Below are 24927 nucleotides of genomic sequence, written 5' to 3'. Positions count from 1 at the left end.
GGCACCGAACGGTGCGCACCAAAGGCGCGCTGTCACAAAAAACCGCAAAGCTGATGGTTTTCACCCTCATTCAGGCCGCATCAAAGAAATGGCTGCGGCTCAAGGGCAGAAACCAGTTGCCAAAAGTCATCGAAGGAAGCAAATTCAACGACGGTGTCGAAGTGACCGACGACACCGAAAACCGCGCCGCCTGATGATGCGCATCACCCATATTCAAGCATAGCTCAAGCGCGGACATAGCAGGCATCGCTGTGTGGCAGGTCAAAGGCAAAGAAGTACGCCTTCTGTTCAATCCCACCGATGACAACCAACGCTTCGCCAAAATCCGCCTGGCCATGGCCGGGTGGGTGGGATAGCGGGACAAACATCTCCTTGCTGCCGCGCTTCTTGGCACGCACATAGTCTTTTACAATCGTGTATCCGCCATCATACCAGCATTCATCGCGCAACCGTTCAAATATCCGCTTGGCTGTATGCCGCTGCTTGCGCGGGCGGGTATTATCCTCGGCCAGCCACTGATCTATCTGGCCGGTGTAAGGATCTAGCTTCGGTCGCCTGATCGGTGCGGTCCTGCGATATCCGGGCGGCTCGGAATAGGCCAACATCTTCGCGACACTGTCCCGGCTGACCCCAAAATCCCGAGCAATCTGACGCCCACTCAAACCTTCTTCAAAGTGAGCGTGACGGACCTTCAAATACAAATCCACGGTGAATATCCCCAAGCCCTCCCAAAAATCGAAAGGGCAAAAGTGGCCGACTTTTACGCCGCCCGCGACAACACAATGCCGCCGCTACCGTGGCCGAGTATTGCTCCGCCGTTCACAGACCGGAACTGAACCGTAGCAAGACCACTTCAGTGACCTCTTTTCCTCGTCCGTCAAATTCCCGAAAGCGATTTCTGTTTCGTCAAATAGCACCTCCATTTCCCGCATCTTGTCTTGCTGTGATGCCTGGAACAAGCTGATCAGCACGCCCGAACGCGTCATGTCCATCGGGCACCGTCAATGGACTCTTGAGTTTTGATCAGTGCAGGTCGGTATAATGCCTTGAGCGCGCTAAAATCATCGTGATGTGTTGTTACATGACTCTTTGCTCTGAATGTGGTCTCGCCCGCCTTCGAAATATTTTCTGTAAAGCGGAGGTAAGGTGATGGGGGTAAGGAGGTTTTTTGCTCGCTCTATGGGCGTCAAAGTGGGTCTACGGTCAGAGACCGGACGCTGCATTCGATCTGTCATCGACCACGTGCCGCACGCATTTTCGATCGGGCTTTGTCTGGTGGTGGCGCTGTTTTTCTCCTTATCCAGTGCAAGTGCAGAAGGCCGGTCTGTTCACGATCAGACCTTACAGGCTCTGGGCGGCCTTCCTGCGCTTACAGCGGTCAAGGCCGTGGAAATCCAAGGGAGTGGTTCAAATTTTGAGCCCTTCGAGAATGTCGTGAGCGAAACACCCATCCATACATCCGATGATACGACCCGAGTCACCTGGCAGCCCGCAACGGGCGAATTTCACCGTGAGGTTGACTTGCGAACAGCATTTCCCTTTTCCGGACATTGGGATTTTGTCGAAATCTTTGACGGTGCGAAAGGATACCGGAACGGCAGAGACGGCTTTCGCCCCAGTGCGGGTGGGGTACTGGCGCCTGCGCGTATCGGAGCCACGCAAAAGGATATCTGGTTGCTTAACCCGCAATTCCTTGTGGCCCACGCCGAGGCGGTTTCGGACGGGCCCGGATCAACCGGCGCGGATCAATATCGGCTGGCTCTGAAATTGCCCGATGCGGGCACCGTCTGGATTGTCGATCTGGATCACGCAACGATGCTACCCCGCCGGATTACCGTGACGGAAACGGATCCGCTTCTCGGTCAGGTGAAAGTTACCGCGAGCTATGATGATTGGCGGGCCGTCGCAGGGATCACAACGCCGTTCCGGATGGCCAAGCATGTCGATGGCGCATTGGTGCGCCGCGAGATCCGGGAAGATGTCAGCTACTCGCAAACCAACCTTGCGGGCCGGTTTTCCATTCCCGAAGGACAGGGTGCGCCCGATGATACGGGCGGCCTGTATGACTGGGGTTGGGACATGTCACATTGGTTTCTGCGCCGGGCGGACATGGCGGCCCCGGCGGATGAGGATCAATCTTCAGATGTCGGGTTTCTTGGGGTCGGCAATGGCGTTTTTCAGATCACCGGGAGCAGTCACCATAATCTCGTGATTGAAGGCTCTGACCGATTGATCGTCGTCGATGCGCCGCTTTATGATCGCCGTTCAAGGGCCGTCTTGCGCGCCCTCAAAGAGCGGTGGCCCGACAAGCCGGTTAAGCAGCTTATCCTGACCCATCATCATAATGACCATGTTGGCGGTCTTCAGCCCTATATATCTGCGGGCGCTGACTTGGTCGTACCCGCCGGCACCAGAGACCTCTTTGACGATGTTGTGAAAAGAACGCTAGGTATCACCGTCGAAATCACGGCTGTGACAGAACATGCAACGCTGGCCGGATCAGGGCGAGACGTGGCATTATACGCGGTGCCAAACTCCCACGCCAACGACATGCTTGTCGTGTATCTGCCTTCCGAGCGCTTACTGTTCAACAGTGACCTGTTCTCACCGGGGCGCGATACCCAACACCCGCTTTGGGCTGGTGAATTACTTGCCGCGATCCGCTTTCTGAACCTTGATGTCGCCAATATCGTCGGCGGGCACGGCCATGGAGCCGAGCCGTTACAGGCCCTTGAGAGAGCCGTCTCCGCGCAGTAGCGCCACCACAACCCGATCACTTACCTTTTGAACACAGGAAGACCAAATGCAAACCGATGACACCATGGCGGTATCATCCGCCTCAAGCCCGCCCCGGCACACCGACACCCTTTTGCTCATCCTCTATGCAGGGGTGATCGGAGAGGTCGTGCTTGAACTTCTCGCGTGGTTCATCGCCCCGTCGATCGTCGGCATGCCGATGCGACCGCATTTGCTTCTTGAGGCGCTTGGTCAGACCCTTTTGGGGGTATCCCTTGGAACGCCGTTGGCGGTGAGCCTTCATCTGATTTTAGGCGTGGCCGTCATGCCTCTGAGCTTTGTTGCCTTGCGTAACCTGCTTGGATGGCATGGCGGAATAGGGGCGAGCATCGCATGGGGCGTGTTGCTGTGGTTGGTCGCTCAGGCCATTCTGGCACCGCTTGCCGGGCGGCCGATCTTTCTTGGCTTTATCGCCTATAGCTGGCTCTCCCTCGTGGCGCATGTGATCTATGCGGTTACGGTAGATATTGCGTTGAAAGGCCTTCGTCGGCGGTTTGCTGCGCATCGCGCGGATCGGCGCGATCACGGCGGCCTATCCTGAAACGATGGTCCAGCCCGGGCTCCGCCCGTTCAGGGCTGGATCGGTCCACCAGACCGACCCCGAGAAGCCCTTCACACCGCATCGTGCACCTGACGCTCCATAGATTGAACGTCGCCTGCTGGAAAGACCACAAGGACCTGCACACCACCAGGAGGTTGGCGTTCTTCGGCGATCTGGCCAGCGGGCCGACGCAAGAACCTTTACCTCCTGGCTCGCTCCGTGCCCCAACCCAGTGATGTCGCGGATGCACGATTTATGGCGATTACTCGATGTATCGCAGCCCTGATTGAGATAGTCTGAATGCCATGAATGATACGCAAGATCACTACCGGTTCAAAAAAGGAATGGGGAGCACGTTGATGATCGCGTGCGGTGCGCTTGCACGTGAGATCATCGATCTGATCGAGATGAACAAGTGGCAACACCTGGATGTCACTTGCCTGCCCGCCCGACTTCACCATGATCCCCAGTTGATCCCCGAAGCCGTCCGCAAAAAGATAAGGGCTGCGCAAGGTGATTACGAGAAAATATATGTTCTCTACGGCGACTGCGGGACAGGTGGCCTCCTGGACAAGGTGCTTGAGGAAGAAGGCGGAATTGAACGAATAGCGGGGCCACACTGTTTTTCATTCTTCATGGGAAACGACGCATTTGCCGAACGCTCAGACGACGAGATCACAACATTCTATTTGACGGATTATTTTTGCCGCCACTTTGATAAATTTGTCTGGCAAGCTTTGGCTTTGGATCGGCGTCCTGACATGGCCGAGTTTGTTTTTGGCAACTACACGAAGCTCCTGTTCATGCCTCAGGTGAAGGACGAGGCGCTCGAATTCAAGGCACAGGAAATCGCAGACCGATTAGGCTTGCAGTATGAGTATAAATTCTGCGGCTACGGTGACTTGTTGACTGCGATGGCTGCCCCATGAACGGCCTCCTGCAATGGGGGTCATGGGCGCGTTCTTCCCATCGATCCAAGATCCGACGCCTTGTGCAGGAAATCGAGGGCTGAATCGCTGTGGTAAGAAATAAGAGTGGTCGCTACTGGGTGGCGCGCAGAAGGATCGGGGCACGTGTGTGTCGGTGCATTATTGCAGTGCCGGACGTCTTCGTACTTGGTTCTGAATGTTCGACGCTTGAGGCTGCGAACCCTTTAGGGGTCATCGTCCTTGCTCCTCTCAGAAAGCATGGACCAGTTCCCAGTTACACGGAAGATCGGACACTCTCAACAACGACGTCTGCTTGCGCCCATGACACTCCTCAGCAAGACTTACTCAGCCGACCTCGAGATAACGGATGATGATTGGCGTCAACGTGATCAGGAACAGTGCAGGCAGCATGAGTATCGACATCACCGCCGACATCTGCACCGGTAGCTTGTTCGCTTTCTCCTGGGCCGCCAGTTCACGCATCTGGCGCATCTCGACGGCATAGGTGCGCAGCGCTGCCGTCAGGCTGGTGCCAAACTGCATTGATTGCACGACGACCAGAGCGAAGGATTTTGCCTCGTCGATTCCCATCCGCTCAGCCATGTCGAACAGCGCGGTTTCCCGGTCCCGTCCTGCCTGCGTTTCCATCTGCAACAACAGCAACTCATAGGCCAGTTCCGGCGCCACGCGACCCAACTCGTGGCCGACACGGGCCACCGCCGCGTCAAATGACATGCCGGCCTCTACAGAAACCTGGATCAGGTCCATGGCATTGGGAAACGCCAGTGTGATGTTCATTCTGCGGTCACGGATGCGCTTGTTCAACCAATAGCCCGGACCATAAAAGCCGACTGCCGCGCCGATGGCGGCGACCTGCATCAGATGCACGCAGGACGTGGTGTCAAGTGCATCGGCCAGCGCTCGGGGCAACAGCCCCGCTTGCGACAGGCCGATCAGCCCGACTACGGTGACCGGGACGAACAGCGCCAGAACCAGCCGGATGACAAAGAAGAGCTCGACGGAATCAGGCCGGTCAAATCCGACCTTCGCGAGTTGAAACCGGATTTGCGCACGTATCGACGGGTCTTCCGGGATCAGCGCTTTCTTCCAGCCGCGGGGGGCCTCGGCCTCCTGCCCGCGGGTCAACGCAGGGCCACGAGACGTCATCGCGGCCGACAACGCACGCAGGCGCACAACGCTGCGGTCGCGCGTCGCAAAAAGACCAAAAACGCCGAAGACCAGAAATGATGTCGCAAATCCTGCGAGCAGAACCAGAAAGCCGGACCGGCCCATCATCGCCATTACGGCATCGTAATGTTCATTCAGAAACATGAAACGGCCTCAAATCTTGAACGTGACAAGCCAACGCAGGGCGAAAAAATTCCCGACGACAAGCAGGACAATGGTGACGGCAATGGGTATGAATACCGGGGCATCACTGACGTCGGTATAATACCCGGGCGAGCTGATCGTGATGCTGAAAAAGATCAGCACCGGCAACGCAGACAGAAGGTAGGCCGACAGGCGCCCCTCGGAGGAAATGGCACGGACGCGGCGGCGCATCACGATACGTTCCCGTACCACTTTCGACAATGTGCCCAGAACGTCCGCCAGATTGCCGCCCGACCCGTGCTGGATGCTGATCGCAACGGACAGGTATTCGACATCTTCCTGCCCGACCCGGTTTGCCAGGTCGGCAAATGCATCCGTAAGGTAATCGCCGTGGCGGATCTGCTCGGACAGGATACGGAATTCACGACCGATCGGATCGGACATGGTGCGGCCCACATTGTCCACAGTCGCCCCGACCGGATGACCCACCCGCAAGCCACGCATCATCAGTTCAAGCGCGTCCGGTAGTTGCCGGGTCAGCGCCGTGATGCGTTTTTGATGCTTGTGCTTGAGATAGGCGATGGTGCCGAACAAGCCGATCAATGCACCAAGGGCCACGGCGAGAACCAGATTGATCAGAAGCATCAACGACAATGTTGCCAGAAGGCCCAGAAATATCATGCTCAGCAAAATGGCGGTTTCTTTTCCTTCCATATCGGCATGGCGCACCAACAGACGCAGGTTGCCGATCACCGGCCAGTGGTGGCCCACGTTCGATTGGCGCTGCTTGAGAATGGCCGCTGTGATCGCCTCGTTGCGAGCTCTGTCTTGCGCGCCCTTCATCCGGTCAACGGTGCGCTGCTCCTGCCGGTTTTCGGGGGAAAAGATCAGCGCCAGCGCCAAGACGAACAGCAGGGCAAAGCCCAGCCCCCCGACGGCCAACACCAGATTGCCGGTGTTTTCAAGCATCACGCGACCTCACCATACGGGTTGAAGGAATCGGCGGGCAACGACACGCCCGAAGCAACGATCGTCTCGAAACAGCGGGGACGGATCCCACTGGCCATCATCTTGCCTTTCACATTGCCCTCGGCGTCCAGACCCATTCTCTTGAAGCTGAAGATGTCCTGCATCATGATGGTGTCGCCTTCGAGGCCCGCGATTTCGGTGATGCTCGTCACCTGGCGGTGTCCGTCGACCATCCGGTTGAGTTGCAGCACAAGTTGCACACCCGCTGCGATTTGCGACCGGATCGCCTGAACCGGAAAATCGCCGCCGATCATCATCACCATCTGCTCCAGGCGGCCAACTGCGTCGCGCGCAGTGTTGGCGTGAATCGTGGTCATCGACCCGTCATGCCCGGTGTTCATGGCCTGCAACATGTCAAAGGCCTCACTGCCGCGCACTTCGCCCACCATGATCCGGTCCGGGCGCATCCTGAGCGCGTTGATCACGAGATCGCGCTGCGAGATCCTGCCCTGCCCTTCGGCATTGGCCGGACGTGTTTCCAGCCGCACCACATGGTCCTGCTGCAATTGCAGTTCAGCCGCATCCTCGATCGTCACGATCCGGTGACGTGGGTCGATGAACGAGGACAGCGCATTCAGCATCGTCGTCTTGCCCGATCCGGTACCGCCCGAAATCAGGATATTCATCCTCGCCTTGACCGCAGCTTCGAGAAACCGCGCCGCCGGTTCGCTTAGCAGGCCATTCTTCAAGAGGCTCTCCATATTCAGAGGCCTACGCGAAAACTTGCGAATGGACAGAGTGGCCCCATCGACGGCGCAGGGGCGAATAATGGCGTTGACCCGGCTGCCATCTTCCAAACGGGCATCGACCCATGGTTGACTTTCATCAATCCGGCGACCGACGCTTGAAACGATTTTGTCGATAATCCGCAGCAGGTGCCGTTCGTCGCGGAACCGCACAGACGCGCGCTCCAACAAACCGGCGCGTTCCACGAACACATCAAACGGACCGTTTACCAAAATGTCGGACACGGACGGATCCGCCAGCAGGGGCTCGAGCGGGCCAAGACCCTGCACCTCGTCCAGCAGCTCGTCAATCAATTGCTGAAAGGCGGCCGAGGGCATCATCTTTCCGTTGTCCTGTAGATGCTGTGCCGTCAGCGCAGCGATCTCGCGCCGCAAGTCGCTTTTAGAAACCTTGTCGATAACGGCAAGGTTCAGCTGTTCCAGGAGCAAGTTGTGCAACTCGCTTTTCAGCAGGCTATTGGGATCAACTCGGGCATGATCCTCGACGCGGGCCGGGATTTTTTGGCCGCCGCCGTCCGGTGCCGGAAGCCCGGATTTGGCAATCGGTTGCCGGGGCTGGGGCGCCTGAGTGCTGGGCGCCGTGGAACAGGTTTCATTGAACGATTTGAACATCTGAAGCAGCCCTTTTTAGTTTTTGGAAAACAGCGATTTTCTGAGCGCCGATATCGCCTTCGTCGCGCCGGATCGTTTGGCGGACAAGCGCATCGGCACGCCCATATCCACTGCACGACGGGCCGCGCGTGGCTCATTGGGAAGCCAGTGGTCCAACGGCCGTCCGATCAGATGCGCGGCTTCCTTATGCACCTGCGACGGCATCATCGGGCGTTTCTCAAAGTTGACCACGGTACGGATCGGCAGGGTCATATGCTCTTCGCTGATGAGGTCGGTCAAACGGCGCGTCCGCTTGATAGAGGGCACCGACATGTCGCTGACGATCAGAACGCGTGCGGCTTCAGCCAACACCGGGCTGGTCCAGTCCAGAACCGCTTGCGGCAGATCGACGATGATATGAGCGTAGCGCATCTTCAACGCCTGTATGAGGCCGCTTATCATGTCAGACGTCATCGCGGTGAGCGGGACGAAGACATCCGGCGCGGTCAGCACGTCAACACCGCTGCTGTGCCGGACCATCGCGTGATCAAGAAAGCCTGCCGTCGGGGGCGTACCGGCCCGGATCAGAGCAGTCGCCTCGGCGCTGTCGGCCAGATCGAGCGCTAGACCAATGCTGCCGTTCTGCAAATCCAGATCGATCAGGGCGATCTCGCCCGGTTTGGCGTGCGCGGCCATATCCATTGCAAGATTGACTGCGACGGTCGTGGCCCCTGCACCGCCACGCGCACGCAAGACGACCGTCACATCGCCGCCCGCGTCGGCCAGCCCGTCGGCGACGGATGTGGCAATTTCCTCAGCGGCCGGGGCGGGAGTCGGCGCATTTTCCGCCCCGTCCCTGGCAGCGCCCATAACCAGCACCTCGGCCACGCCGGCGGTGAGATAGCTTGCCTTGGCCGCCTCGGTCATCGGTGTCGTGCTGACAGCCACACAATGCAGCCTGTCGGCATGCTCCGCGTACAACCTGCGCACGGCGTTCAGATCGGCTAAGATGTCGTCGCTGATCTCGAAAACGACAAAATTCACCAGATCCCAGTTTGCCCCGCCACAGGCGACCACATCAACAAAGCTGGCACAGAGCGTGTTGCCCTGTACGTTGGTATCCGACGCCATTTCCTGGCTTAGGGTATCCAGCACCGACTGTGACCGCGCTATGATCAGAACCTGCGGTAGCCCGGGGGTCACCATGACCGCCTGTGCCACGTGCTGTTCAATGTCATTCTGTGCAATGCTCATGGTCTCGATCCTATCTAAGGTCTTCCGAGGGCAACGAGGCGCTCATCGAGGCAAAGGTATAACTTTGCCCCAGCGTGGAACCGGAGGAGCCGGCGGCAAAGTCGGCCAGCGCCCCCAGCGGGGAAATGAAATCAAAGGTCAGGTCGACGATATCGACGGTAACAACGGGCGCATAGGCCGTGCCGACCCGGTTGAGGGAGGCATCAAAACCATACGAGAAGCGAAGGTTTTCCGGCCCTGCCCCAGTCGGCATCATCGGCCTGACCTGCGCCCAGATGTCCGCCGCCGTGGCGTTTGACAGCGATCCGGTGCAACTGATCGTGCCGCTGTCTTCGCACAGCCCTGTGCGGGCGGTGCAAGAGGTGCCGTTGCGCTGATCAAGCGAAAGCTGCCCCAGCAGACCGCGATTGACCACCCTCGGGACGCCCGGACAAACCACCGGGCGCACAACAGCCATGCGCACGGCCTTTGCGGTGGCCTTGTCAGCCATGACATTGGCCAGCCCCAGCCGCGCAAAATCAATCAGCCCGAAGAGCAGGAAAAGCATGATCGGCACCACCACGGCGAATTCGACCAGAAAGGCCCCACTTTCGTTCAAGGCAAAGCGGCGGAGGAATAAGCGCAAGGTGCGGCTCATCGGCTCAGCACCCGCGCGCTGTCGGTCACGCTGGTTGTGATCGAGGCAAAGCTGCCGCCCGCAAGCTCGATCATCCCGGCCAGCGGAAAGGTCATCTGGAGGGTCGCAGTCACACTCGCCACGCCCACCAGCCCGCCACGGTAGGCCCCGGTCGTGCAGGTCAGATCAGATTGGACATCGGTGATCGACACTGATTGGGGATACGGGCTGTCGCCAGATTGATCGGTGCGGATGATCTCGCCCAGCTTGGTGTTCCAATCGGCGGTGCTGCGCCCGGAGCTGCACGAATCCGCGGGCATTGCGCGCGACAGATAGCGTGTCGCATCCTGCACACCCGCCACTGTGCTCTGAAACGCCCAGAACATCCGCGTTCCCTCGACCGCAAGGCCGAGGAAAACCAGGAACATCGGCAGGATGATTGCGAACTCGACGATTGCGGCGCCGCTCTCTTCTTCCCAGAATGTCAGGACAGGTTGCCTCACTCCACCAGCCTCACGACTTCGACGACCTCAGTGTCGAGATTGCCCTTGCCACAATCGCCCCCCAGGCAGGCTGTGATCTCAACCTGCAACTTGCCGTTTTGTCCCGGCCCCAGGTTGAATACTTCGAAAAACTGTTGCACCGGTGCTGTCGAAACGCTCGCATCGACATTCGCCGACAGGCAGTCGATTCCAGCCACCACCATCAGGCGGCGGTTGGGGTCGGTGTTCTGCTGCGGCATGCAATAGTTGGGAATAGGCCCACTGTCACCGCCGAGCAGGCCATTGGTCAATCCGCCAAGAAGACCGCCGAGGCCAGACAGAAGCGAATCCGGCACCTGCACGTTGCCGGATGCATTCAGCTCAGCCTTGTAAAACTCAAACCGGGTATTGGCCTCGGGATGCGGATCGGTGCCGCCGTAATGCGCATCGATATAGGCCAGCCGTCCGGCCTGCCAATTGCCATCACCCTGCACGCCACAGCCACCGTCGCTGATGCAATCGTCGACCGGCAAATCGGGATCGCCTGCATCGGCGCCCAGCGGCTGACAGAGCCCGACAGTATCGGTCACACCCTGCAAGACGCTCGGTGCGCCAGAGAAATCCGGGTTGCCAAGCAGGCCGCCGGCAATGCCGCTGAACTGACCAAACCGGGTATTGAGCGCATTCAGAAGGTTGGAGCCGTCCAGATTGGCCGAGATTTTCAAGCCACCTTGGCCGGTGCAGGCGGTCTCTGGCTGGCGCGCCGCCAGAAGGCAGGCATCCAGGGCACCCCCCAACAGATTCGCACAGACGCTCAACCCGTCAAGCGAGTCGGTCAGCGTATCGACCACCCGGATTTGACCGGGCTGAAGCAAGCCGACCGTGATATTGGCGTCTAATTCCAGGGTCTGGCCAACACTTGTGCTGGCGTCGAAATCAAGCGTGGGAAGACAGACGGCGACCGGGGCCACATTGCACGCTTCCAGTGAAAAACCGGCAGCGGCATAGGCGCCGACGTCATCATTGCCGCTGGTATCGCCAGTGTAGCGGCGAAAGGCACCCGACAGGCCGGCCAGTACCGACCGCTCGGCAAGCCGCACAGATACAAATCGCGCGCTGTGGGCATTTTCGGTCATATGGCTGGCATCACCAGAAAATCCACCCAACTCGTCCGGCTTGTAAAAGGTGATTTCGACAATATCAGACGCGCCCAGAAGACGCGCGCCTTGGGCGAATGTCTGGTGATCGGCAATGAGGGTATCGGCGGCATGTCGGGCACGCGTGATCGCGTCTGCCCGCCCGTCTAACTCTGCCGCTGCGGCAAGACTGACTGAATCCGCGAAATTCTGCAATTCGGCGTGGGTGCTGGCCTTGCGGCCAAAATCAAAGATAAAGCCCACCATGCCCAGCATAAGAACAAGCGTAACTGCGCCGAGCAACAGAATGCTGCCGCTTTCGTCGTCACGCAATCTCGTGATGGTCTGACGGGGAAACATTTCGATTTACCTTATTTGCCGACACAAAGGAAAACCCAACGCGCCCCGGGGACACATTGGGCGATGTCTTGCACTTCCCTGTTTATGACGGGGCGGCCCGAAGGACCGCTCCGCGAACGGGTATTAATTGGTGGTGGGTGCATCAAACGCGGCGGATGCTGCCGTCACGTTGGTACTGACCTTGCCGCCCAGCGCGGTGAACCCACCGACGCCAACCGCAGCGGCCACCGCCAGCGCGATGCCGTATTCCACGAGGGTTGCGCCCTGCTCACAGCTCTTGAGACGCTTGAAGAGGTTTTTGATCTGAATTTTCATAGGTATTATCCTGACTTGCGGCACATATGGCCGGTTGATTTGATGACGTTCCAGCTTGTGAGTTTTTAGCCGGCGTAAGGAAATATTAACCAATATGTAAGCCAGCCGCATCATTCAGGGCGATGAGTGAGCGGGGCCTTTTCTGGGCGATCATGCGATGAATTCGTCAAATATGAGTCTTAGATGCCACAATTCGGTCAACGTCTTTTCCCGCAGGATTGGCGAATGACCCTGCAACGTTGACATCATGGTCCGAGGCCTGATTGTGGATGGGAATAGCAGCGTAGAGAACAAGAAACGTTTTCGGGGACACGTCCAGATGCCTCATCGAATGCCAAAGGATCGCAGTCAGCTCGTTCCTTTCGAAGGCGCGACCGACCTGCACCTTCGCGTTGCGCGTGATCTCGACCTTATCAACAATTGGAACGCAGCGCTTTTCGGCCACTTCTCGATGACCGATGTCCTCGCGATGATGATCCGACAGGTCGAGGCATATGGCATCGCTCTTTACCGCTTTGAAAACGACTGCTTGCAGACAATTGCGGCGGTGTCCCGGGCGATGGATGCACCAAGACCCGGAAGCAACACCGGCAATATGCTGCTTTACGTCAAAGAACACCACAAAGAGGCTATCCAGCCAGGCGCAACCTTTCGGTTGAGCAAGCTGTGCCAGGATCCGACCTTTGAGCAATCGCCGGCACAGCGCGAATGGGCCGCGCAGCCCAAGATCGTGGACAAAACCCTGATCATCCTGGAGGTCAAGGAAGGCCGGACCGATGTGCTTGAGACGACTTTCCACAGTCCGCCCAATACCAACGCCGACCTTCCCTGTATTCTGATTTCGACCGCAATGGCCAATGCGTGGGAAATCCGTACAGTCGGCCTGATCGCGCGCCAGATCCACAGTTTTGCACAGGACCGCAGTTCCCCCTCCCTTGTACAAGACCACGACATCCTCGGGCCCCGGAACCCGGTCGGGCTCAGCCGTGCGGAACAACGCGTCTGCCATCACCTGGCGGCCGGCGATAGCGCCAAGGAAATTGCTGATGCGTTAAACGTTACGGTCGCTACAATCCGTACCCATCTAAGGAATGTCTACTTCAAGACAGGCGCCCACGGGCAGGTAAAGCTGATCACGCTGATCAACGAGGGCAAGGGCTTTTCGCAATGAGCGCCCTTCACACGATTTCAATTAACTGGTTGACTGTGCCGCTTTTTATGGCCGTAATCCTGTATGATATGCGTTTCATGCGCATCCCCAATTGGCTCGTGGCGCTTTTCGTGATCGTCGCCGTGGTTAGCCTCCCCTTTTCCACAGGTTGGATCGACCTGCTATGGCGTCTGGTCGCTTCGGCAACGACGTTTCTGGTCTGCTTGCTTCTGTTCGCGGGGCGGCTGATGGGTGGTGGCGACGTTAAATTGCTAACTGTCCTGGCCCTGCTAATCCCCGTCAGCGCTCTACCGCTGTTTGGGGTGATCCTTTCGCTCAGCATCTTCGTCTCCGTCGCCGCAATCTACACGGCCAGACGCCTGACGCAGGGAAAACCAACCCGCTGGAAGGCAATTTCTGACAGAAAAGGCTTTCCACTGGGGCTTGGCATCGGGAGCGCAGGAATCGTTTTCGTGCTGATTGGACCGATGCTGCTGTAGATCACAGTAATGGTCGCAGGATTTCGGACATGTCGCTAAGGTGAATTGCTTTGCGTAAGAGACGGCCTCAAATATTGCTTCCGGCGCGGGCAACCACAGCAATATCCCTACCATCAACGCCTTTGACGCCAACGGCAAGCCTGCCGCCACCACCAGCACGCCAGACTTGCGCGTCAATATCTGCGTGAACGGTCAGGAGTCTGCCCTCTCTGGTCACGTCGACGGCGCCGTGTTTGGCGCGTCTGCAGCATCTGCCTATCGCAGCAAAAGTCAGTGAACTGGTGAAGCGAGTTACAGATGGCGACAGTGCTATGATGGATGCGCGTGCGCTCTAAAAGATCAAAGCAGCGACAGCCGCTCTCGGCAAACACCGAAAAATAGGTTTTCCGACCGGGGTCCGGTACGAGCAAGGAAAAAGCTGGCCAAATTCATGTCGGGATGGTCGCCAGGAAATCCTCGCATTCGACGAAGACGTCGCCTGATTGATAAAGAGTTGTTGGCGAGCCAACAAAAACGATACAGGCTGCTCTTCGGAGTGGCGGTCAAGACGTTGATCTTGCTAAGTTTAAATGGTGCTCCACACGGACTCGAACCGCGGACCTACTGATTACAAAACAACCACTGAAATTTATACAGTTGGTGCATGTTGGTGCAGTTCATATTTAAAACAATAGGTTATCCTAATTTTGCAACATTTATCAGTCAGTTGACACTGCGCCGGAATGCGTCTTAGTGAACATGTCTGTTGCAAAAAACGTTGCAAAAACGGGGATAGATGGATGACCGACGCAATCGACTTCACGAAGAACGCAAAACTCATGAAAGCGCCCACGGGCATGTATCGTCATGATGGCGACCGCTTTCCCGGCCTCTACTTGAACGTCGGAAAAAGGCGTTCGACGTGGTATCTAAAGAAGCGTGTTGGCGGCAAAGTGAAGTCGATCAAAATTGGCGCTTTCCCCGAAATGGACGCCACGCAGGCGAGTAAACAAGGCGACACTAAAAGTCAGCAGGCACGCACATGCCCGAACATCACAACAGTGCGCGATGGCTGGGAGAAGCACTGCGATACGTCGCAGGCAATGGGGTCAATGTCTGACAAACATCGCGCAGACATGACCTCCAAGCTGGAACGCCACGCGCCGGAGATTCTCAAGATGCACGTTGCCGATGTGACCTCAGCCAGTGTGCAAGATGTGGTGAATGCCCTCGCAAAGGAGGACATGAAGGCAACTGCGCGCCATATACGAACGGCACTGGGTTCCGCCTTCAACTACGCAAATGTCCCGAACCCAGTTTCAGGCAAGAAGGTGCGCGCGCCTAGTTCCGGCGAAACCGAAACAAAATGGACGCTGGCGTGTAATGCCCACGACTTAGACGAAGACGACTGGTCGCCTATGTGGAAAGCGATCATGGGCATGGACAACGCCTTACGCCGGACTGCGTGGGTTGTGATGCTGTTCACGGGCATACGTGCAGGCAACGTTCGCTCGCTTCGTTGGGATCAGGTCGACTTACAAATGCAGACGATCCACCTGCTGAAAATGAAAAACAAACTCGCCCGTACCCTGCCCATCTGCGATACGGTGGTCAGCGCGTTGACTGCGATCCGGGCGGGCGATTTTGACTTCGTGTTCCCGGCACATTCAAAGACGGGACATATCGACCAACTCGGCGTATTGAATGCGACCGTCCACGGCGAGCGCGTTCCAATCCTGAGCCAGCACGATACTAGACGCCATTTCATGCAGGCTGGTGCTGAGGCATTCTTGCCCGACTACGTGATCCACTACCTGCGCGGCGATGTGTCCGGCGGCAAAGGCAACGACATGTTGATGAAGTACATGAAGCGTATGGGCAATCACCGCGCGCCTGCCGAAATCGAAAAAGTGATCCTGCAACGAATTAAGGTAGAACCTTGTTTCGTTATTGAAGGATTAACTTAATCGCACTACGTTTTCACTGCTGGCGGAAACGTCCCGTGGTAGTAAATGCCACGCCCACATGGGGGCAACAGTGATGCTTGATTGCGCCGCGTTGGAGAGCGGATCAAGTGAAGACCCGCACCAGCGCATATCAACGGAGGGTCGTCTGTCTGGATTAGGACACGACGAAAGGACTCCGTTATCATGTCCCATGAAGCAGTACGCGCTCTTGAGCAGCGCATCGAAGAGTTGGAATTCCGGCTCACCTTCCCCAAACTTATGACCCCTCGTCAGGTTTGCGACTTCCTGCAAATCTCAGAACGCCAATTCTATGAATGGAAGCGCGCGGGCGACTCGCCACCAGCGATCTATTGGAGCGAGCGCACGGTTCGCTACGATCTCGAAGCTGTGATGGCATGGGCGAAACAAAAAGAAGTGGGGCAGGTTTAAAGGCCTGCCCCACTGGTTCACGATTGGACTACACTGAAAGAAAGCGACATGCGCTATAACTTGTTTATAGACGGTTGCCGTTCGACCATGAACCATTGAAGCGGGTCCAACCTGAATTGGTATGGACAATAAACTAAACGAACCCGCCGAACTCATGCTTCGTCTTTTCGAAGGCTATGACAAACGGCACATTCAAATGCGCGGCAACATGGCCGCTGACGACAAAGGCAAAGTCAACGGCAAGCCGCAGACGGTGGCAGGACCACTGACACTCGAACTAATCGACAGACACATTGCAGGCGGACAGCCGGTAGGTGTTGCGCCAGTGCGCGCGGACAGCACGTGCGTGTGGGGTGTTCTCGACCTAGACTGGTATGACATGCCCGAAGACAACGTTCTCGCCTTGCGTGAACGCTTGCACACGCGCTGTGTTGCCTTCCGTACTAAGTCACGAGGTTTGCGTGTGGTGGTCTTCGTCGATGAACCAATCCCAGCAAAGCAAATGCACCAATACCTTGTCGCCTTGCGCAAGCGTCTACCAAAATCTTGCTTTGCCAAGGGTCGAGACGTGGAGGTGTTTCCGAAAGAAACGCAGACAGTCGTGACGCCTGACACTGAGCCGACAGCCGTATGGCTGCCGATCAATGGTAAGAGTTGCGAACTCGCTTGGTTGATGGACGATGAAGGCATCAAAGGGGCCTTTGACGAGATCAGTGTTCTTGAATTGCTCGAACATATTGACCAACACTGTCGCCTATCTGCCGAAATGATTGCCGATATTGTCAACGCCACACCAACGCTCGACACGTCTGACATCGGTTACAAAGTGCCTGACAATCCTGCTGGTCGGAATGACCTGCTGATGCGCGTCGCCATGTCCATGCAAGCGCGCGGTTGGCCCGACACTGAGATGGACGCGGAAGTTGGGCGTCTTAATGGCGACGCTAACTTCCACGGTGTTTTCGAAGAAGGCCCGCTGCCTGAAAACGAGATCGTCAACTTGCTAAAAAGCGCAAAGCGACGTGAGAAAGGCACACCCACGCCGCTGCACTATCGTCAGGTGGAAAAGTTCAATCGTCGATGGTCGAAAATCACGATCAGCGGCACCGTTGAGTATATCGACAAAGACGCAGCCGAGTTCACCACGTTCACTAAGCAGATGCTCTTCGATGAAACATCCGACCAAGTTGTGCGGATGGGCAAGTCACTAATGCCGACTGCGCAACTATGGTTGCGCGACCCTGATCACGCGCGTTTCAAAGGAGTGGTGGCCGAACCTGTCGACTATGATGGGCCTGCATACAACGTCTGGCGTGGTTTTGCCGTCGCGCCGAAAGATGGTGACGCGTCGGTGTTCCAGTCATACATCCGCGATGTGCTTTGCTCCGGCGACGAAGGCCTCACACATTGGGTGACCATGTGGCTTGCCGACGCCGTGCAACGCCCAACCGATCCGTCACCGCCAACAGCAATCGCATTGCGCGGGCGTCAAGGCGGCGGCAAATCGTTTCTGCAAGAGCGCGTCCTGACGCCGATCTTTGGTGAGCGGTACGTCCAAAAAGTGCAGGAGTCAGAACGTCTATTTTCGCGCTTCAACCGTTCGATCTTCGGTGCGACCTTCATTGCAGCCGAAGAGTCAATTTTCCACGGTTCGCAAGCGACGGCGGCAAAACTCAAATCCTTCATCTCGTCGCCATCATGGACGTATGAGGAGAAGTTCAAGGCGACGGTACAGGCAAAGAATGTCCACCGCCTGATCGCTTCGACCAACGAAACTCAAGCCGTGCATATCGACTTTGACGATAGACGTTGGACAGTGGTCGAGGTCGCACAACCATTCGATATGACGACGACAGACGGGCAGAAAGCGGCTTATACTTTCTGGGAACCTTACTATGCCTTCATGCAGTCAGTCGACGGCCCAAGCATCGTCCTGCGCTACCTGCTCGACTATCCCGTTGACCGGCAGGCATTGACCTACGGTTATGGCACAGAGGCGAAGGCACGCGACAAGGTGGCGTCTGATCCCGTGATCGCTGTACTGCATGAAATCGCAGAGCGCGGTGTATGCCCACACGATCTCAAAGCAGCGTGCGTCATATCGAACAAGACCTTGACCCAGCAGGTGCATCAAGTGGGCGGGCGCAACATGTCGCCGGAGGAGATCGCCAATAAATTTATCGACTTGATCCCTAATGCAAAGAAATCAAGAAAGGCGATGTTCTGCGAACGGGTTCACACTTACACGGACATGAACGGCGATGCGTCAGCAACCCCAATGATGGAAACGCGGCAGCGCGGGCATTGCCTTGGCACGCTCGATGAGTTTCGGGACGCAGTGTCGCGGATCACAATGCAAAACTATGGTGATGGCGACGAAGAAATCGACTTCGGCGGTGTTGACCCAGCGGAGTTTGGCGTCGGGAGCCAGAACGGTTGGCGTGCGTGGGAGGTCGCGCAGACCGATAAGTTGAACGGCGATCCACCTTTCTGAGTTAGAGCGTGTCAGTGGTGGGAAAGGCGTGTCAGGGGGTGACACGCCTTTTCTGTTTGTATGTTAAGCGGTTAGACGATTTGTGTCAGTTGTGTCGCCTGTGACGGGGGTAAATTGTAGATCTGTGAAATGCGTCTGTTGCCAGCGCTTGAGCGCGCGGCGATGCTTTTTACTGCTACTATTATTTTACTGTCACAACTGACACACTGACACACGACGTTGAAAACAAAGCGTTTCTGGCGTGTCGGTTCATTCTTGGGTGACACAGGCTGACACACCTTCGGTCGCGCGTTGCTTGGGGGCTGCCGATCTCGCCTAGAAATCTCCGCCCACTTGATGCGACTTGGTCGCAACTAAAGTGAAAACACCAGCCCTTGTGATAACTAATCAGTAGTTCTGATCTTGGACATCAAGCGGTTAGTCGGTTTTTGCAACGCGCTTTGCAACATAGGCGAATAACTGAGCGGAAAGGTCACTAGAGCATTGGTGGAAAACACCAATTTCCCTATAGAGGCATTCCTAGTTGCTCATTGGTGATTTGAAATACTTTTGAACGCAAACCGATTTTCTTCTCTGCCTGTGATTTAGCCCCTTCGGACATCACAGCGACCAAGTTCAGGATGTCATTCGGCTCCTTAACATTGATGAAATTCTGATTTTTATTCACATAGACAACGCACTTCTTTCGAGCCTTGAGCAATTCGAAAACGTTGCTAAGTGTACCAGTACTAGCGGCGTCCCACAGCATTAAGCCATAGTCAGCGTCTTTCGCCATTTGCAAATCCTTGGCTGTGAAAAACGCCCTTGTGCCCGGCTCAGCCGACGATTGAATTCGTTTAACCCTCCAATCCCCCACATTATTGCGCGGTTCATCACTCGTACAGTAGACGGTTACATCCTGTGCATTTTGGCGAAGAAGCTCATTTTGAACAGATGTGTCCGCTCCACTGGCGTCGCCTACAATGACCGCCAAGCTTTCCGACACGATGTTGGAGATGCGCTCGACGAACAGTGGGTGCAACTTCCTAATTTTGATCGAACCTGCAATGAAAACGGTGGGCATGAACTACTTCCAAGTAAGGGTGGCGACGTAAATTTTGCCTATCTTACGATAAGAACCAAGCATCGCGCAAACGGCTTCCAGCGATGCGCCGCTGTCGTAAAGATCATCAATGACCAAAGCATTCCAGCAACCTTCATTGGTGATGGCATCCTTAAGCTCAAACCGCCCTTCCAATGCAGCGACTTTTTCGTCTTTTGTAGAAAGGTCTTTTAGCGAAACCGTTGGCTCGTCAGTTGGCAATTTGTTCACTATACCCTCAAACGACTCGACTTTAAGGTGTTTCGCAACGGCCTTGGCGACTTCATATACGGGCTGGCGCGCTCGTTGCTTCGAGGCTGGTACGGGCACGACTAGGCCAATTTTTCCAAACTTTGGAACAATGTGTTCAATTACACCTGACGCTAACTGCGCAACTTGCTCCCAATCTTGCTTATATTTTAGTTGGTAAACCGCCTCACCCGCTTCGGTTCGAACATTATTGAATTGCGGGTGACCGTACTCATTGTGGCCTAGAAACTCACTACTAAGCATATGCTTGTCCAAAGCGTAACCGTCCGCCCAATTTCCAGAAATTTTCTTTATATTTGCTTTCAAAACGACCTCATAAAACTACTCAAAACCTCAACCCTAGATTTAGTTGCGAGTTTCTAGAATTGCACCCCCTTGGCACCTCAATTTGCTCAATTTCCACCTAATTCCTCCCACATCCGTCCCACGGCTGGGTGATATGCATCACTTGTCGAACCGCTGTGACGAAACGCGCGCCCAAGGCAGGTTAGATGGGCTTGGCCTTTGGGCGCGCATCATCACAGAAAGGGCATTTATGACGTTCTCAGCATCAACTGACGGGTCAACGGCGACCATCACGGTCACGGTTTTGAACAGCACGGCAAACCTCAAGGTCGAGGACGCCACTGATCTTGGCGATCAACTCGAAACACTGGTCAATGATCAAACGGCGCATCCCATCGACAACTCGCCTGCCTACATGGCCTACCCAACTGACACAGGCGTGCGCATCACGAACCGCCTCGGTCAGATCGACATTCCGTGGCGCTGGATCATGCCCGTGGCAAACCAGTTGCGCCAATGACGGAATGGCGACCCCTCCCACTGACCCAGCGTTCGCTTGCTGATGCTGATCTGCCCACGCGCGGCGTGTTCAAACTGGGCGACGACCTGACCCCGCGCGTCGTCTACGTCGTCTGGTTTCGTGAACCTGAGAAGTGGCAGAAGTTGGCCGCCGAACAGATCGTCTACGCTGCCCATGTGCGTCACGTCCCGCCCGACACGACCTATCCCGGTTGCCCTTGGGCATGATCACGACAGACACGCCACAGACGCCCGAAGCGACCCTCGTGACCGCGATCATCATGCAGGCCTACCGCGACCTTTTTGTCACCGTTCGCCAAGAGAGCAACGCGTCGTTCACCACGCAATCGGACCAAGATCAGGCAATCGCCTTCCTGACCGACCGCTCTGGCACACTGGCGAGGCATCGAAACGACCTCTGCTCCCTGATCGGATGGGACGGCAATGTGCTTGCCGCGCGCTTGCGTGCGATGATGGAGGGCGACGATTTTCCACACCCGTCCACTGACCCCAAACCTGCCGCCCGCGCACAGCACGAAGCAGCCGTTGAACGTCTGCGGTGTCGTTGGCAAGACCTTAATTTCCCACGCAACAGCCCTAAAAGACCTGTTTCTTCGGTCGGACATCTCCTTGCTGCCGAATAAATTCAACTCATGAGCAAAGCGGCGCAACGCTCCTATCTGTCCAATCCAGATTGAGCGCGGTGTCCCGATAAGATCGCGCTCAGTTGGACCTATAGGAGTAGATCATGCCAGATGATACAACCGCCGCCCTGCAAGCCTTGATGCAGCAGGTGCAAACCCTCACCACCACCGTCACGGATCAAGCAAAGCGCCTTGATGACCTGCATTCTTTCAACAGTCGTGTGCTGGATGAAAAGAAGGACATGCAGCGCAAGTTGGAGGCCCAACTGCCGCCTAAGAAAACCATTGTAGACATCGTGAACGACGAGGCTCAAGAACGCAAAATGCACGCGGCAGGCCTTGAACAAGATGCCAATGGCAACTGGTATCCCAAGGGCGTGCGACCGCCGCACAGTTTGACCCGCGAGGAAGCTCGTGATCCAGCCAAGTATCGCGCAGCGAAGGAAGCGGCTGAGAAAGCGGGCGCGACCTTGACCGTGATCAGCGGCGACGGTGACGTGACAACCCGCAACACCAGCCGCCCAACTGCCACCCTGTCCAAGACGTTCACTTTCGACGACACCCACGAACGCGTCCGGTATGTCCGTGCGGACATGCAAACGGGCAACGGCATCGTGAACCGCCGGATGCAAGCGGAGAAAGAGGGCTACACGATCAAAACCTTCCACTCGCCAGATGATCTGCCAGCACATGCCCGCACCAAGTTCGAACTGATGGAGCGTGCGGCCAATGCTGAATCCTGAAAATCGCGCCTGTCTCGAATGGGCGTGCCGTGTGGTTTACGGCATCGACGCGCCCACCGAGATTTACACTCGCCGCGACGGTACATTGGTTTGGGACGACCTATTCAAGATCGACCCAGCCAACAGCCCCAGTGACGCGTCAATCGCTGCGCTTGCGCAGGTGATGAAACTGCACCTTGGCGGTGCCAGCTTTGGTGAGTTGCGCGACGACCTGATCCGGTCTGGCGTCGGGGAACAATTCGCAAATCGCATTTATGATCATCTGGTGGACGTCCTTGCTTCTGAATGGGCGGCACTGCGTGGCCGCGTCCGTTGGTATGGCGACGATATGACCTGCACCGCCTCTGGTGAAACCGCAGTTCAAGGAGAAACCTGATTATGGCCCAAGGCGGGAACAAAAACTCTGGGCGCAAAGCAATCATCGACATGCGCCCAGACAAGAATGAGATCATCAAGGACATCGTGCTTGAACGGCGCTCCATGGCTGAGATCGCTCGCCGCCTTGGCGTCGATTATACGACGGTGCAACGGTATCGGGACGACAAGATCACCGAAGAAATGCGCCGCGAGATCATGGCCGAAAACCGTATCGCTGCCATCGAAGCGGACACTGAGGTGATAAATCAAGATCGCATGGACATTGCCATGACCTACGAGTCGTTGGCGAAGCGGGTCGAACGCCTGATTACCAAGGCAGAGCAAACCGAAGACGACTCCTTTGCATTGGCTGCAATGGAAGGCCTGCGAAAGGTATTGCGGGACATTGCAACGATGCAGGGCAAACTCGCGACGAACCTGACCGTCAACGTGTCACTGGCCGAAAGCAAGGAATGGGTCACGCTGCGCAATATCCTGAATGAGGTTTGCGACGAGGTGCCGGAAGCGCGCGAACCGCTCCTGCGTCGGATGCGTCACCACGTCTTGAGCGTCACGAAGGAGGACTCGATCCTATGACCCATCGCGAGTTCGAAGGTTGGGACGCCCACGCACAGCGCGTCTCTGCCGCGACAAAGGCAGGCAACTCTGACTGGGCGAGACTGCCCCATGCGAAGCGCATCATGGTCGCGGAAGGCGGCAAACTGTTCTTCACAGGCAACGCGTGTAAACGCGGACACATCTCGCCGCGCAATCAGCATGGCGATTGCACCCAATGCCACTTGATGCGCCTTGCGGAGCGTCGCGATGCCGTTTGATGGTCTCTACGACTTTTGCTCACTGATCGAGCGCGACCTCGATCCCGGAGCGGAAATGCTGCACTTCCTGCGACAGGAGGTGCCGGCCGCCACGCATGTTGACCCTTGGCAAGTTGAGGCGATCACGTCTGACGCGCAAACGGTTGCGCTGCTCGTGTGCCGTCAGGCGGGCAAGTCCTGCGTCCTCGCGACGCGTGGTGTGCGTGAGTTGAAGCGCGGCGGTACGATCATCTGCGTTGCTCCTGCGGAACGTCAGACGCGCGAGATCACCCGCAAGGTTCAAGCATACCTGCGCGCGACTGATCTGGTCGTTGAACGTGCGACACAGACCGAAATTGAATGCTCGAATGGTGGGCGCTTCATCGCTGTGCCTGCATCGGGGGCGACCATTCGGGGTTATACCGCCGACCTGCTGCTCGTGGACGAGATGGCGTATTTGCCGGGGGCGAACGGCGGCGAGGATGTCGTCGTGTCGATCTTGCCTATGCTGCGTGACAACGGGCAAACGTTCTACGCCTCGACACCCGCCGGAAAGAACAACCTGTTCGCATCGCTGTTCCTTGAACCCAAGGACAACGTGCATCGGATCAAAGTTCCCGGCACGTCCATCCCGCGACTTGCGTCCCGCGTCGAACGTCTGCGGTCCCAATTGTCGGCAACGCGCTTCCGTCAGGAGGTCATGTGCGAATTTCTATCAGACGGGCTGTCTTACTTTGATCTGTCCGCCATTGAGAACGCCACCAGTATGGAGAATGCAATATGTCCTCGGTTTTGAACCTCAACTACATGCCTGACGGTCGCGTGATCAACGAGACAGGACATGACCCTGCAATTGAGAGAGTGACCGGATTTGTCAGATACTTCGTCGGTGCTGATTTGGGGCAGGCAAACGACTTCTCGTCTGCGGTGGTGATCAAGGATCAGCAGTTGCCCGTCCATGATGGAACACGCGTCAAACTCGGCCCGCGCGAGCGCACGGTCGTCTTTGCCGACAAGTTTCGCGGGGTGTCATATGTCGATGTGGTCGATTACCTGATCCGCCTGCGCAACGCTCCACCCTTTGGCGGCAAATCAGAACTGATCATCGACGGCACGTCCATCGGGCGTGTGGTGTCGGACATGATGTTTGAGCAGTCGGTGGATCACACGGCGGTGCAAATGACGGGCGGGCAAGAGTGGCGTCGGTCGGGGCGATACGTCAACGCGAGCAAAACCTTGATGATCGAAAACCTTGCCGTCCTGTTCGCGTCAGACGACCTCAAGTTTGCGCACGATCTGCCTTTGCGCTCCGAGATCGAAGAAGACCTAGCCTCGTTCACCACGCAGACGACAGCGGCGGGCAACCAGATCATCACGCAATCGCGCAATGCCTCCGGTCACGGTGATACTGGCATTGCATTGATCGTCGCTGCCTTTGCATCGCAATACCTCACACCGCAAAGCATCCGCGTCAGCAAACTGGTTGGGATGTATTGAAAGTGCCGGTCTCGCCGAACTGATCAACGTTGCTACTGCCATTGCCCGACGAGTTCGATGAAACACGGGC

27 protein-coding genes and 2 pseudogenes are annotated in these 24927 nt (G+C 56.7%); 18 read left to right on the top strand and 11 right to left on the bottom strand.

Features of this window, described 5'->3' with window-relative positions; all coding sequences use genetic code 11:
• Positions 1 to 194, top strand: a pseudogene (locus BMZ91_RS04265) (IS256 family transposase); the annotation flags it as partial.
• A gap of 33 nt (positions 195 to 227) precedes the next feature.
• On the opposite strand, the pseudogene BMZ91_RS04260 reads toward BMZ91_RS04265, so the two are convergent.
• Positions 228 to 707 (bottom strand): annotated as a pseudogene (locus BMZ91_RS04260) (IS21 family transposase); the annotation flags it as partial.
• 967 nt (positions 708 to 1674) lie between these two features.
• On the opposite strand from BMZ91_RS04260, the gene BMZ91_RS04250 reads away from it, so the two are divergent.
• The 3 genes from BMZ91_RS04250 (at position 1675) to BMZ91_RS04240 (ending at position 4266) form a co-directional block, all read left to right on the top strand.
• A complete protein-coding gene (locus tag BMZ91_RS04250) occupies positions 1675 to 2757 on the top strand; it encodes an MBL fold metallo-hydrolase (protein ID WP_177193783.1) in 1083 nt (360 codons plus the stop codon).
• A 46-nt stretch (positions 2758 to 2803) separates the two neighbouring features.
• On the top strand, positions 2804 to 3337 hold the full coding sequence (locus BMZ91_RS04245; RefSeq protein ID WP_092835079.1) for a hypothetical protein: 534 nt from the start codon (positions 2804 to 2806) through the stop codon (positions 3335 to 3337).
• A gap of 305 nt (positions 3338 to 3642) precedes the next feature.
• Positions 3643 to 4266, top strand: coding sequence for a DUF1638 domain-containing protein (locus tag BMZ91_RS04240; RefSeq protein ID WP_092835077.1), 624 nt, complete (start codon positions 3643 to 3645; stop codon positions 4264 to 4266).
• 345 nt (positions 4267 to 4611) lie between these two features.
• Here the strand turns inward: BMZ91_RS04240 and BMZ91_RS04235 are convergent, their stop codons facing one another.
• From BMZ91_RS04235 to BMZ91_RS04200, 8 genes are all read right to left on the bottom strand, one after another.
• Positions 4612 to 5598 carry a type II secretion system F family protein gene (locus BMZ91_RS04235; protein ID WP_092835075.1) on the bottom strand — a complete coding sequence of 329 codons (987 nt, stop codon included), beginning with the start codon at positions 5596 to 5598 and terminating at the stop codon, positions 4612 to 4614.
• 9 nt (positions 5599 to 5607) lie between these two features.
• Entirely contained in the window at positions 5608 to 6567 is a 960-nt protein-coding gene (locus BMZ91_RS04230; RefSeq protein ID WP_092835073.1) for a type II secretion system F family protein, read from the bottom strand.
• On the bottom strand, positions 6567 to 7985 hold the full coding sequence (locus BMZ91_RS04225; protein WP_092835071.1) for a TadA family conjugal transfer-associated ATPase: 1419 nt from the start codon (positions 7983 to 7985) through the stop codon (positions 6567 to 6569). The genes BMZ91_RS04230 and BMZ91_RS04225 overlap by 1 nt, the downstream gene beginning before the upstream one ends.
• Positions 7986 to 8000: 15 nt before the next feature.
• Entirely contained in the window at positions 8001 to 9218 is a 1218-nt protein-coding gene (locus BMZ91_RS04220) for a CpaE/TadZ family protein (protein WP_092835069.1), read from the bottom strand.
• A gap of 10 nt (positions 9219 to 9228) precedes the next feature.
• Complete coding sequence (locus BMZ91_RS04215; RefSeq protein WP_177193782.1) at positions 9229 to 9843, bottom strand: TadE/TadG family type IV pilus assembly protein; 615 nt, start codon at positions 9841 to 9843, stop codon at positions 9229 to 9231.
• An 8-nt stretch (positions 9844 to 9851) separates the two neighbouring features.
• Positions 9852 to 10337 (bottom strand): TadE/TadG family type IV pilus assembly protein, encoded by a 486-nt coding sequence (locus BMZ91_RS04210; RefSeq protein WP_092835065.1) that lies wholly within the window; start codon positions 10335 to 10337, stop codon positions 9852 to 9854.
• Entirely contained in the window at positions 10334 to 11812 is a 1479-nt protein-coding gene (locus BMZ91_RS04205) for a pilus assembly protein TadG-related protein (RefSeq protein ID WP_092835063.1), read from the bottom strand. The genes BMZ91_RS04210 and BMZ91_RS04205 overlap by 4 nt, the downstream gene beginning before the upstream one ends.
• 123 nt (positions 11813 to 11935) lie before the next feature.
• Complete coding sequence (locus tag BMZ91_RS04200) at positions 11936 to 12127, bottom strand: Flp family type IVb pilin (RefSeq protein WP_092835061.1); 192 nt, start codon at positions 12125 to 12127, stop codon at positions 11936 to 11938.
• A 331-nt stretch (positions 12128 to 12458) separates the two neighbouring features.
• Here BMZ91_RS04200 and BMZ91_RS04195 point away from each other — a divergent pair, with 331 nt between their 5' ends.
• The 5 genes from BMZ91_RS04195 (at position 12459) to BMZ91_RS04175 (ending at position 18646) form a co-directional block, all read left to right on the top strand.
• On the top strand, positions 12459 to 13298 hold the full coding sequence (locus tag BMZ91_RS04195; protein WP_177193781.1) for a helix-turn-helix transcriptional regulator: 840 nt from the start codon (positions 12459 to 12461) through the stop codon (positions 13296 to 13298).
• A complete protein-coding gene (locus BMZ91_RS04190; RefSeq protein WP_092835057.1) occupies positions 13295 to 13777 on the top strand; it encodes an A24 family peptidase in 483 nt (160 codons plus the stop codon). The genes BMZ91_RS04195 and BMZ91_RS04190 overlap by 4 nt, the downstream gene beginning before the upstream one ends.
• A 779-nt stretch (positions 13778 to 14556) precedes the next feature.
• Complete coding sequence (locus BMZ91_RS04185) at positions 14557 to 15723, top strand: tyrosine-type recombinase/integrase (RefSeq protein ID WP_177193780.1); 1167 nt, start codon at positions 14557 to 14559, stop codon at positions 15721 to 15723.
• A gap of 183 nt (positions 15724 to 15906) precedes the next feature.
• Entirely contained in the window at positions 15907 to 16152 is a 246-nt protein-coding gene (locus BMZ91_RS04180) for a helix-turn-helix transcriptional regulator (protein ID WP_092835054.1), read from the top strand.
• Between the two features lie 121 nt (positions 16153 to 16273).
• The gene (locus tag BMZ91_RS04175) at positions 16274 to 18646 is read left to right on the top strand and encodes a DUF5906 domain-containing protein (protein WP_092835052.1); all 2373 of its coding nucleotides are present in this window, start codon (positions 16274 to 16276) and stop codon (positions 18644 to 18646) included.
• Positions 18647 to 19151: 505 nt separating this feature from the next.
• Here BMZ91_RS04175 and BMZ91_RS04170 read toward each other — a convergent pair.
• Together BMZ91_RS04170 and BMZ91_RS04165 are read right to left on the bottom strand one after the other, a co-directional pair.
• Positions 19152 to 19709, bottom strand: a complete 558-nt coding sequence (locus tag BMZ91_RS04170; protein WP_092835050.1) for a hypothetical protein — start codon at positions 19707 to 19709, stop codon at positions 19152 to 19154.
• 3 nt (positions 19710 to 19712) lie between these two features.
• Positions 19713 to 20303 (bottom strand): ComF family protein, encoded by a 591-nt coding sequence (locus BMZ91_RS04165; RefSeq protein WP_092835048.1) that lies wholly within the window; start codon positions 20301 to 20303, stop codon positions 19713 to 19715.
• Positions 20304 to 20532: 229 nt separating this feature from the next.
• Between BMZ91_RS04165 and BMZ91_RS04160 the strand changes: the two genes are divergently transcribed.
• The 9 genes from BMZ91_RS04160 (at position 20533) to BMZ91_RS04120 (ending at position 24857) form a co-directional block, all read left to right on the top strand.
• Complete coding sequence (locus BMZ91_RS04160; RefSeq protein WP_143076296.1) at positions 20533 to 20802, top strand: hypothetical protein; 270 nt, start codon at positions 20533 to 20535, stop codon at positions 20800 to 20802.
• The gene (locus tag BMZ91_RS04155; protein ID WP_092835044.1) at positions 20799 to 21029 is read left to right on the top strand and encodes a hypothetical protein; all 231 of its coding nucleotides are present in this window, start codon (positions 20799 to 20801) and stop codon (positions 21027 to 21029) included. The genes BMZ91_RS04160 and BMZ91_RS04155 overlap by 4 nt, the downstream gene beginning before the upstream one ends.
• A 38-nt stretch (positions 21030 to 21067) precedes the next feature.
• Complete coding sequence (locus tag BMZ91_RS04150; protein ID WP_143076295.1) at positions 21068 to 21445, top strand: hypothetical protein; 378 nt, start codon at positions 21068 to 21070, stop codon at positions 21443 to 21445.
• 104 nt (positions 21446 to 21549) lie between these two features.
• Positions 21550 to 22188 (top strand): hypothetical protein, encoded by a 639-nt coding sequence (locus BMZ91_RS04145; RefSeq protein WP_092835040.1) that lies wholly within the window; start codon positions 21550 to 21552, stop codon positions 22186 to 22188.
• Complete coding sequence (locus BMZ91_RS04140) at positions 22175 to 22564, top strand: hypothetical protein (protein WP_092835038.1); 390 nt, start codon at positions 22175 to 22177, stop codon at positions 22562 to 22564. The genes BMZ91_RS04145 and BMZ91_RS04140 overlap by 14 nt, the downstream gene beginning before the upstream one ends.
• 2 nt (positions 22565 to 22566) lie before the next feature.
• Positions 22567 to 23142, top strand: coding sequence for a hypothetical protein (locus tag BMZ91_RS04135; RefSeq protein WP_092835036.1), 576 nt, complete (start codon positions 22567 to 22569; stop codon positions 23140 to 23142).
• A complete protein-coding gene (locus tag BMZ91_RS04130) occupies positions 23139 to 23381 on the top strand; it encodes a hypothetical protein (RefSeq protein WP_092835034.1) in 243 nt (80 codons plus the stop codon). Before BMZ91_RS04135 ends, BMZ91_RS04130 begins: the two co-directional genes overlap by 4 nt.
• Positions 23371 to 24156 carry a terminase large subunit domain-containing protein gene (locus tag BMZ91_RS04125; RefSeq protein ID WP_092835032.1) on the top strand — a complete coding sequence of 262 codons (786 nt, stop codon included), beginning with the start codon at positions 23371 to 23373 and terminating at the stop codon, positions 24154 to 24156. Before BMZ91_RS04130 ends, BMZ91_RS04125 begins: the two co-directional genes overlap by 11 nt.
• Positions 24141 to 24857, top strand: coding sequence for a hypothetical protein (locus BMZ91_RS04120; protein ID WP_092835030.1), 717 nt, complete (start codon positions 24141 to 24143; stop codon positions 24855 to 24857). The genes BMZ91_RS04125 and BMZ91_RS04120 overlap by 16 nt, the downstream gene beginning before the upstream one ends.
• Positions 24858 to 24927 lie beyond the last annotated feature (70 nt).

Source organism: Roseovarius lutimaris, assembly GCF_900115165.1.
Classification (GTDB): Bacteria; Pseudomonadota; Alphaproteobacteria; order Rhodobacterales; family Rhodobacteraceae; genus Roseovarius; species Roseovarius lutimaris.
Note: the sequence above shows the minus strand (reverse complement) of the source record. Positions and strands in the feature narration are given on the sequence as shown.

Excerpts from the sequence above, each read along its gene's own strand:
- BMZ91_RS04245 (WP_092835079.1), top strand. The coding sequence starts at position 2,804 with ATGCAAACCGATGACACCATGGCGGTATCATCCGCCTCAAGCCCGCCC.
- BMZ91_RS04240 (WP_092835077.1), top strand. The coding sequence starts at position 3,643 with ATGAATGATACGCAAGATCACTACCGGTTCAAAAAAGGAATGGGGAGC.
- BMZ91_RS04235 (WP_092835075.1), bottom strand. The coding sequence starts at position 5,598 with ATGTTTCTGAATGAACATTACGATGCCGTAATGGCGATGATGGGCCGG.
- BMZ91_RS04230 (WP_092835073.1), bottom strand. The coding sequence starts at position 6,567 with ATGCTTGAAAACACCGGCAATCTGGTGTTGGCCGTCGGGGGGCTGGGC.
- BMZ91_RS04225 (WP_092835071.1), bottom strand. The coding sequence starts at position 7,985 with ATGTTCAAATCGTTCAATGAAACCTGTTCCACGGCGCCCAGCACTCAG.
- BMZ91_RS04220 (WP_092835069.1), bottom strand. The coding sequence starts at position 9,218 with ATGAGCATTGCACAGAATGACATTGAACAGCACGTGGCACAGGCGGTC.
- BMZ91_RS04205 (WP_092835063.1), bottom strand. The coding sequence starts at position 11,812 with ATGTTTCCCCGTCAGACCATCACGAGATTGCGTGACGACGAAAGCGGC.
- BMZ91_RS04200 (WP_092835061.1), bottom strand. The coding sequence starts at position 12,127 with ATGAAAATTCAGATCAAAAACCTCTTCAAGCGTCTCAAGAGCTGTGAG.
- BMZ91_RS04195 (WP_177193781.1), top strand. The coding sequence starts at position 12,459 with ATGCCAAAGGATCGCAGTCAGCTCGTTCCTTTCGAAGGCGCGACCGAC.
- BMZ91_RS04190 (WP_092835057.1), top strand. The coding sequence starts at position 13,295 with ATGAGCGCCCTTCACACGATTTCAATTAACTGGTTGACTGTGCCGCTT.
- BMZ91_RS04185 (WP_177193780.1), top strand. The coding sequence starts at position 14,557 with ATGACCGACGCAATCGACTTCACGAAGAACGCAAAACTCATGAAAGCG.
- BMZ91_RS04180 (WP_092835054.1), top strand. The coding sequence starts at position 15,907 with ATGTCCCATGAAGCAGTACGCGCTCTTGAGCAGCGCATCGAAGAGTTG.
- BMZ91_RS04175 (WP_092835052.1), top strand. The coding sequence starts at position 16,274 with ATGGACAATAAACTAAACGAACCCGCCGAACTCATGCTTCGTCTTTTC.
- BMZ91_RS04170 (WP_092835050.1), bottom strand. The coding sequence starts at position 19,709 with ATGCCCACCGTTTTCATTGCAGGTTCGATCAAAATTAGGAAGTTGCAC.
- BMZ91_RS04160 (WP_143076296.1), top strand. The coding sequence starts at position 20,533 with ATGACGTTCTCAGCATCAACTGACGGGTCAACGGCGACCATCACGGTC.
- BMZ91_RS04155 (WP_092835044.1), top strand. The coding sequence starts at position 20,799 with ATGACGGAATGGCGACCCCTCCCACTGACCCAGCGTTCGCTTGCTGAT.
- BMZ91_RS04145 (WP_092835040.1), top strand. The coding sequence starts at position 21,550 with ATGCCAGATGATACAACCGCCGCCCTGCAAGCCTTGATGCAGCAGGTG.
- BMZ91_RS04140 (WP_092835038.1), top strand. The coding sequence starts at position 22,175 with ATGCTGAATCCTGAAAATCGCGCCTGTCTCGAATGGGCGTGCCGTGTG.
- BMZ91_RS04135 (WP_092835036.1), top strand. The coding sequence starts at position 22,567 with ATGGCCCAAGGCGGGAACAAAAACTCTGGGCGCAAAGCAATCATCGAC.
- BMZ91_RS04130 (WP_092835034.1), top strand. The coding sequence starts at position 23,139 with ATGACCCATCGCGAGTTCGAAGGTTGGGACGCCCACGCACAGCGCGTC.
- BMZ91_RS04125 (WP_092835032.1), top strand. The coding sequence starts at position 23,371 with ATGCCGTTTGATGGTCTCTACGACTTTTGCTCACTGATCGAGCGCGAC.
- BMZ91_RS04120 (WP_092835030.1), top strand. The coding sequence starts at position 24,141 with ATGTCCTCGGTTTTGAACCTCAACTACATGCCTGACGGTCGCGTGATC.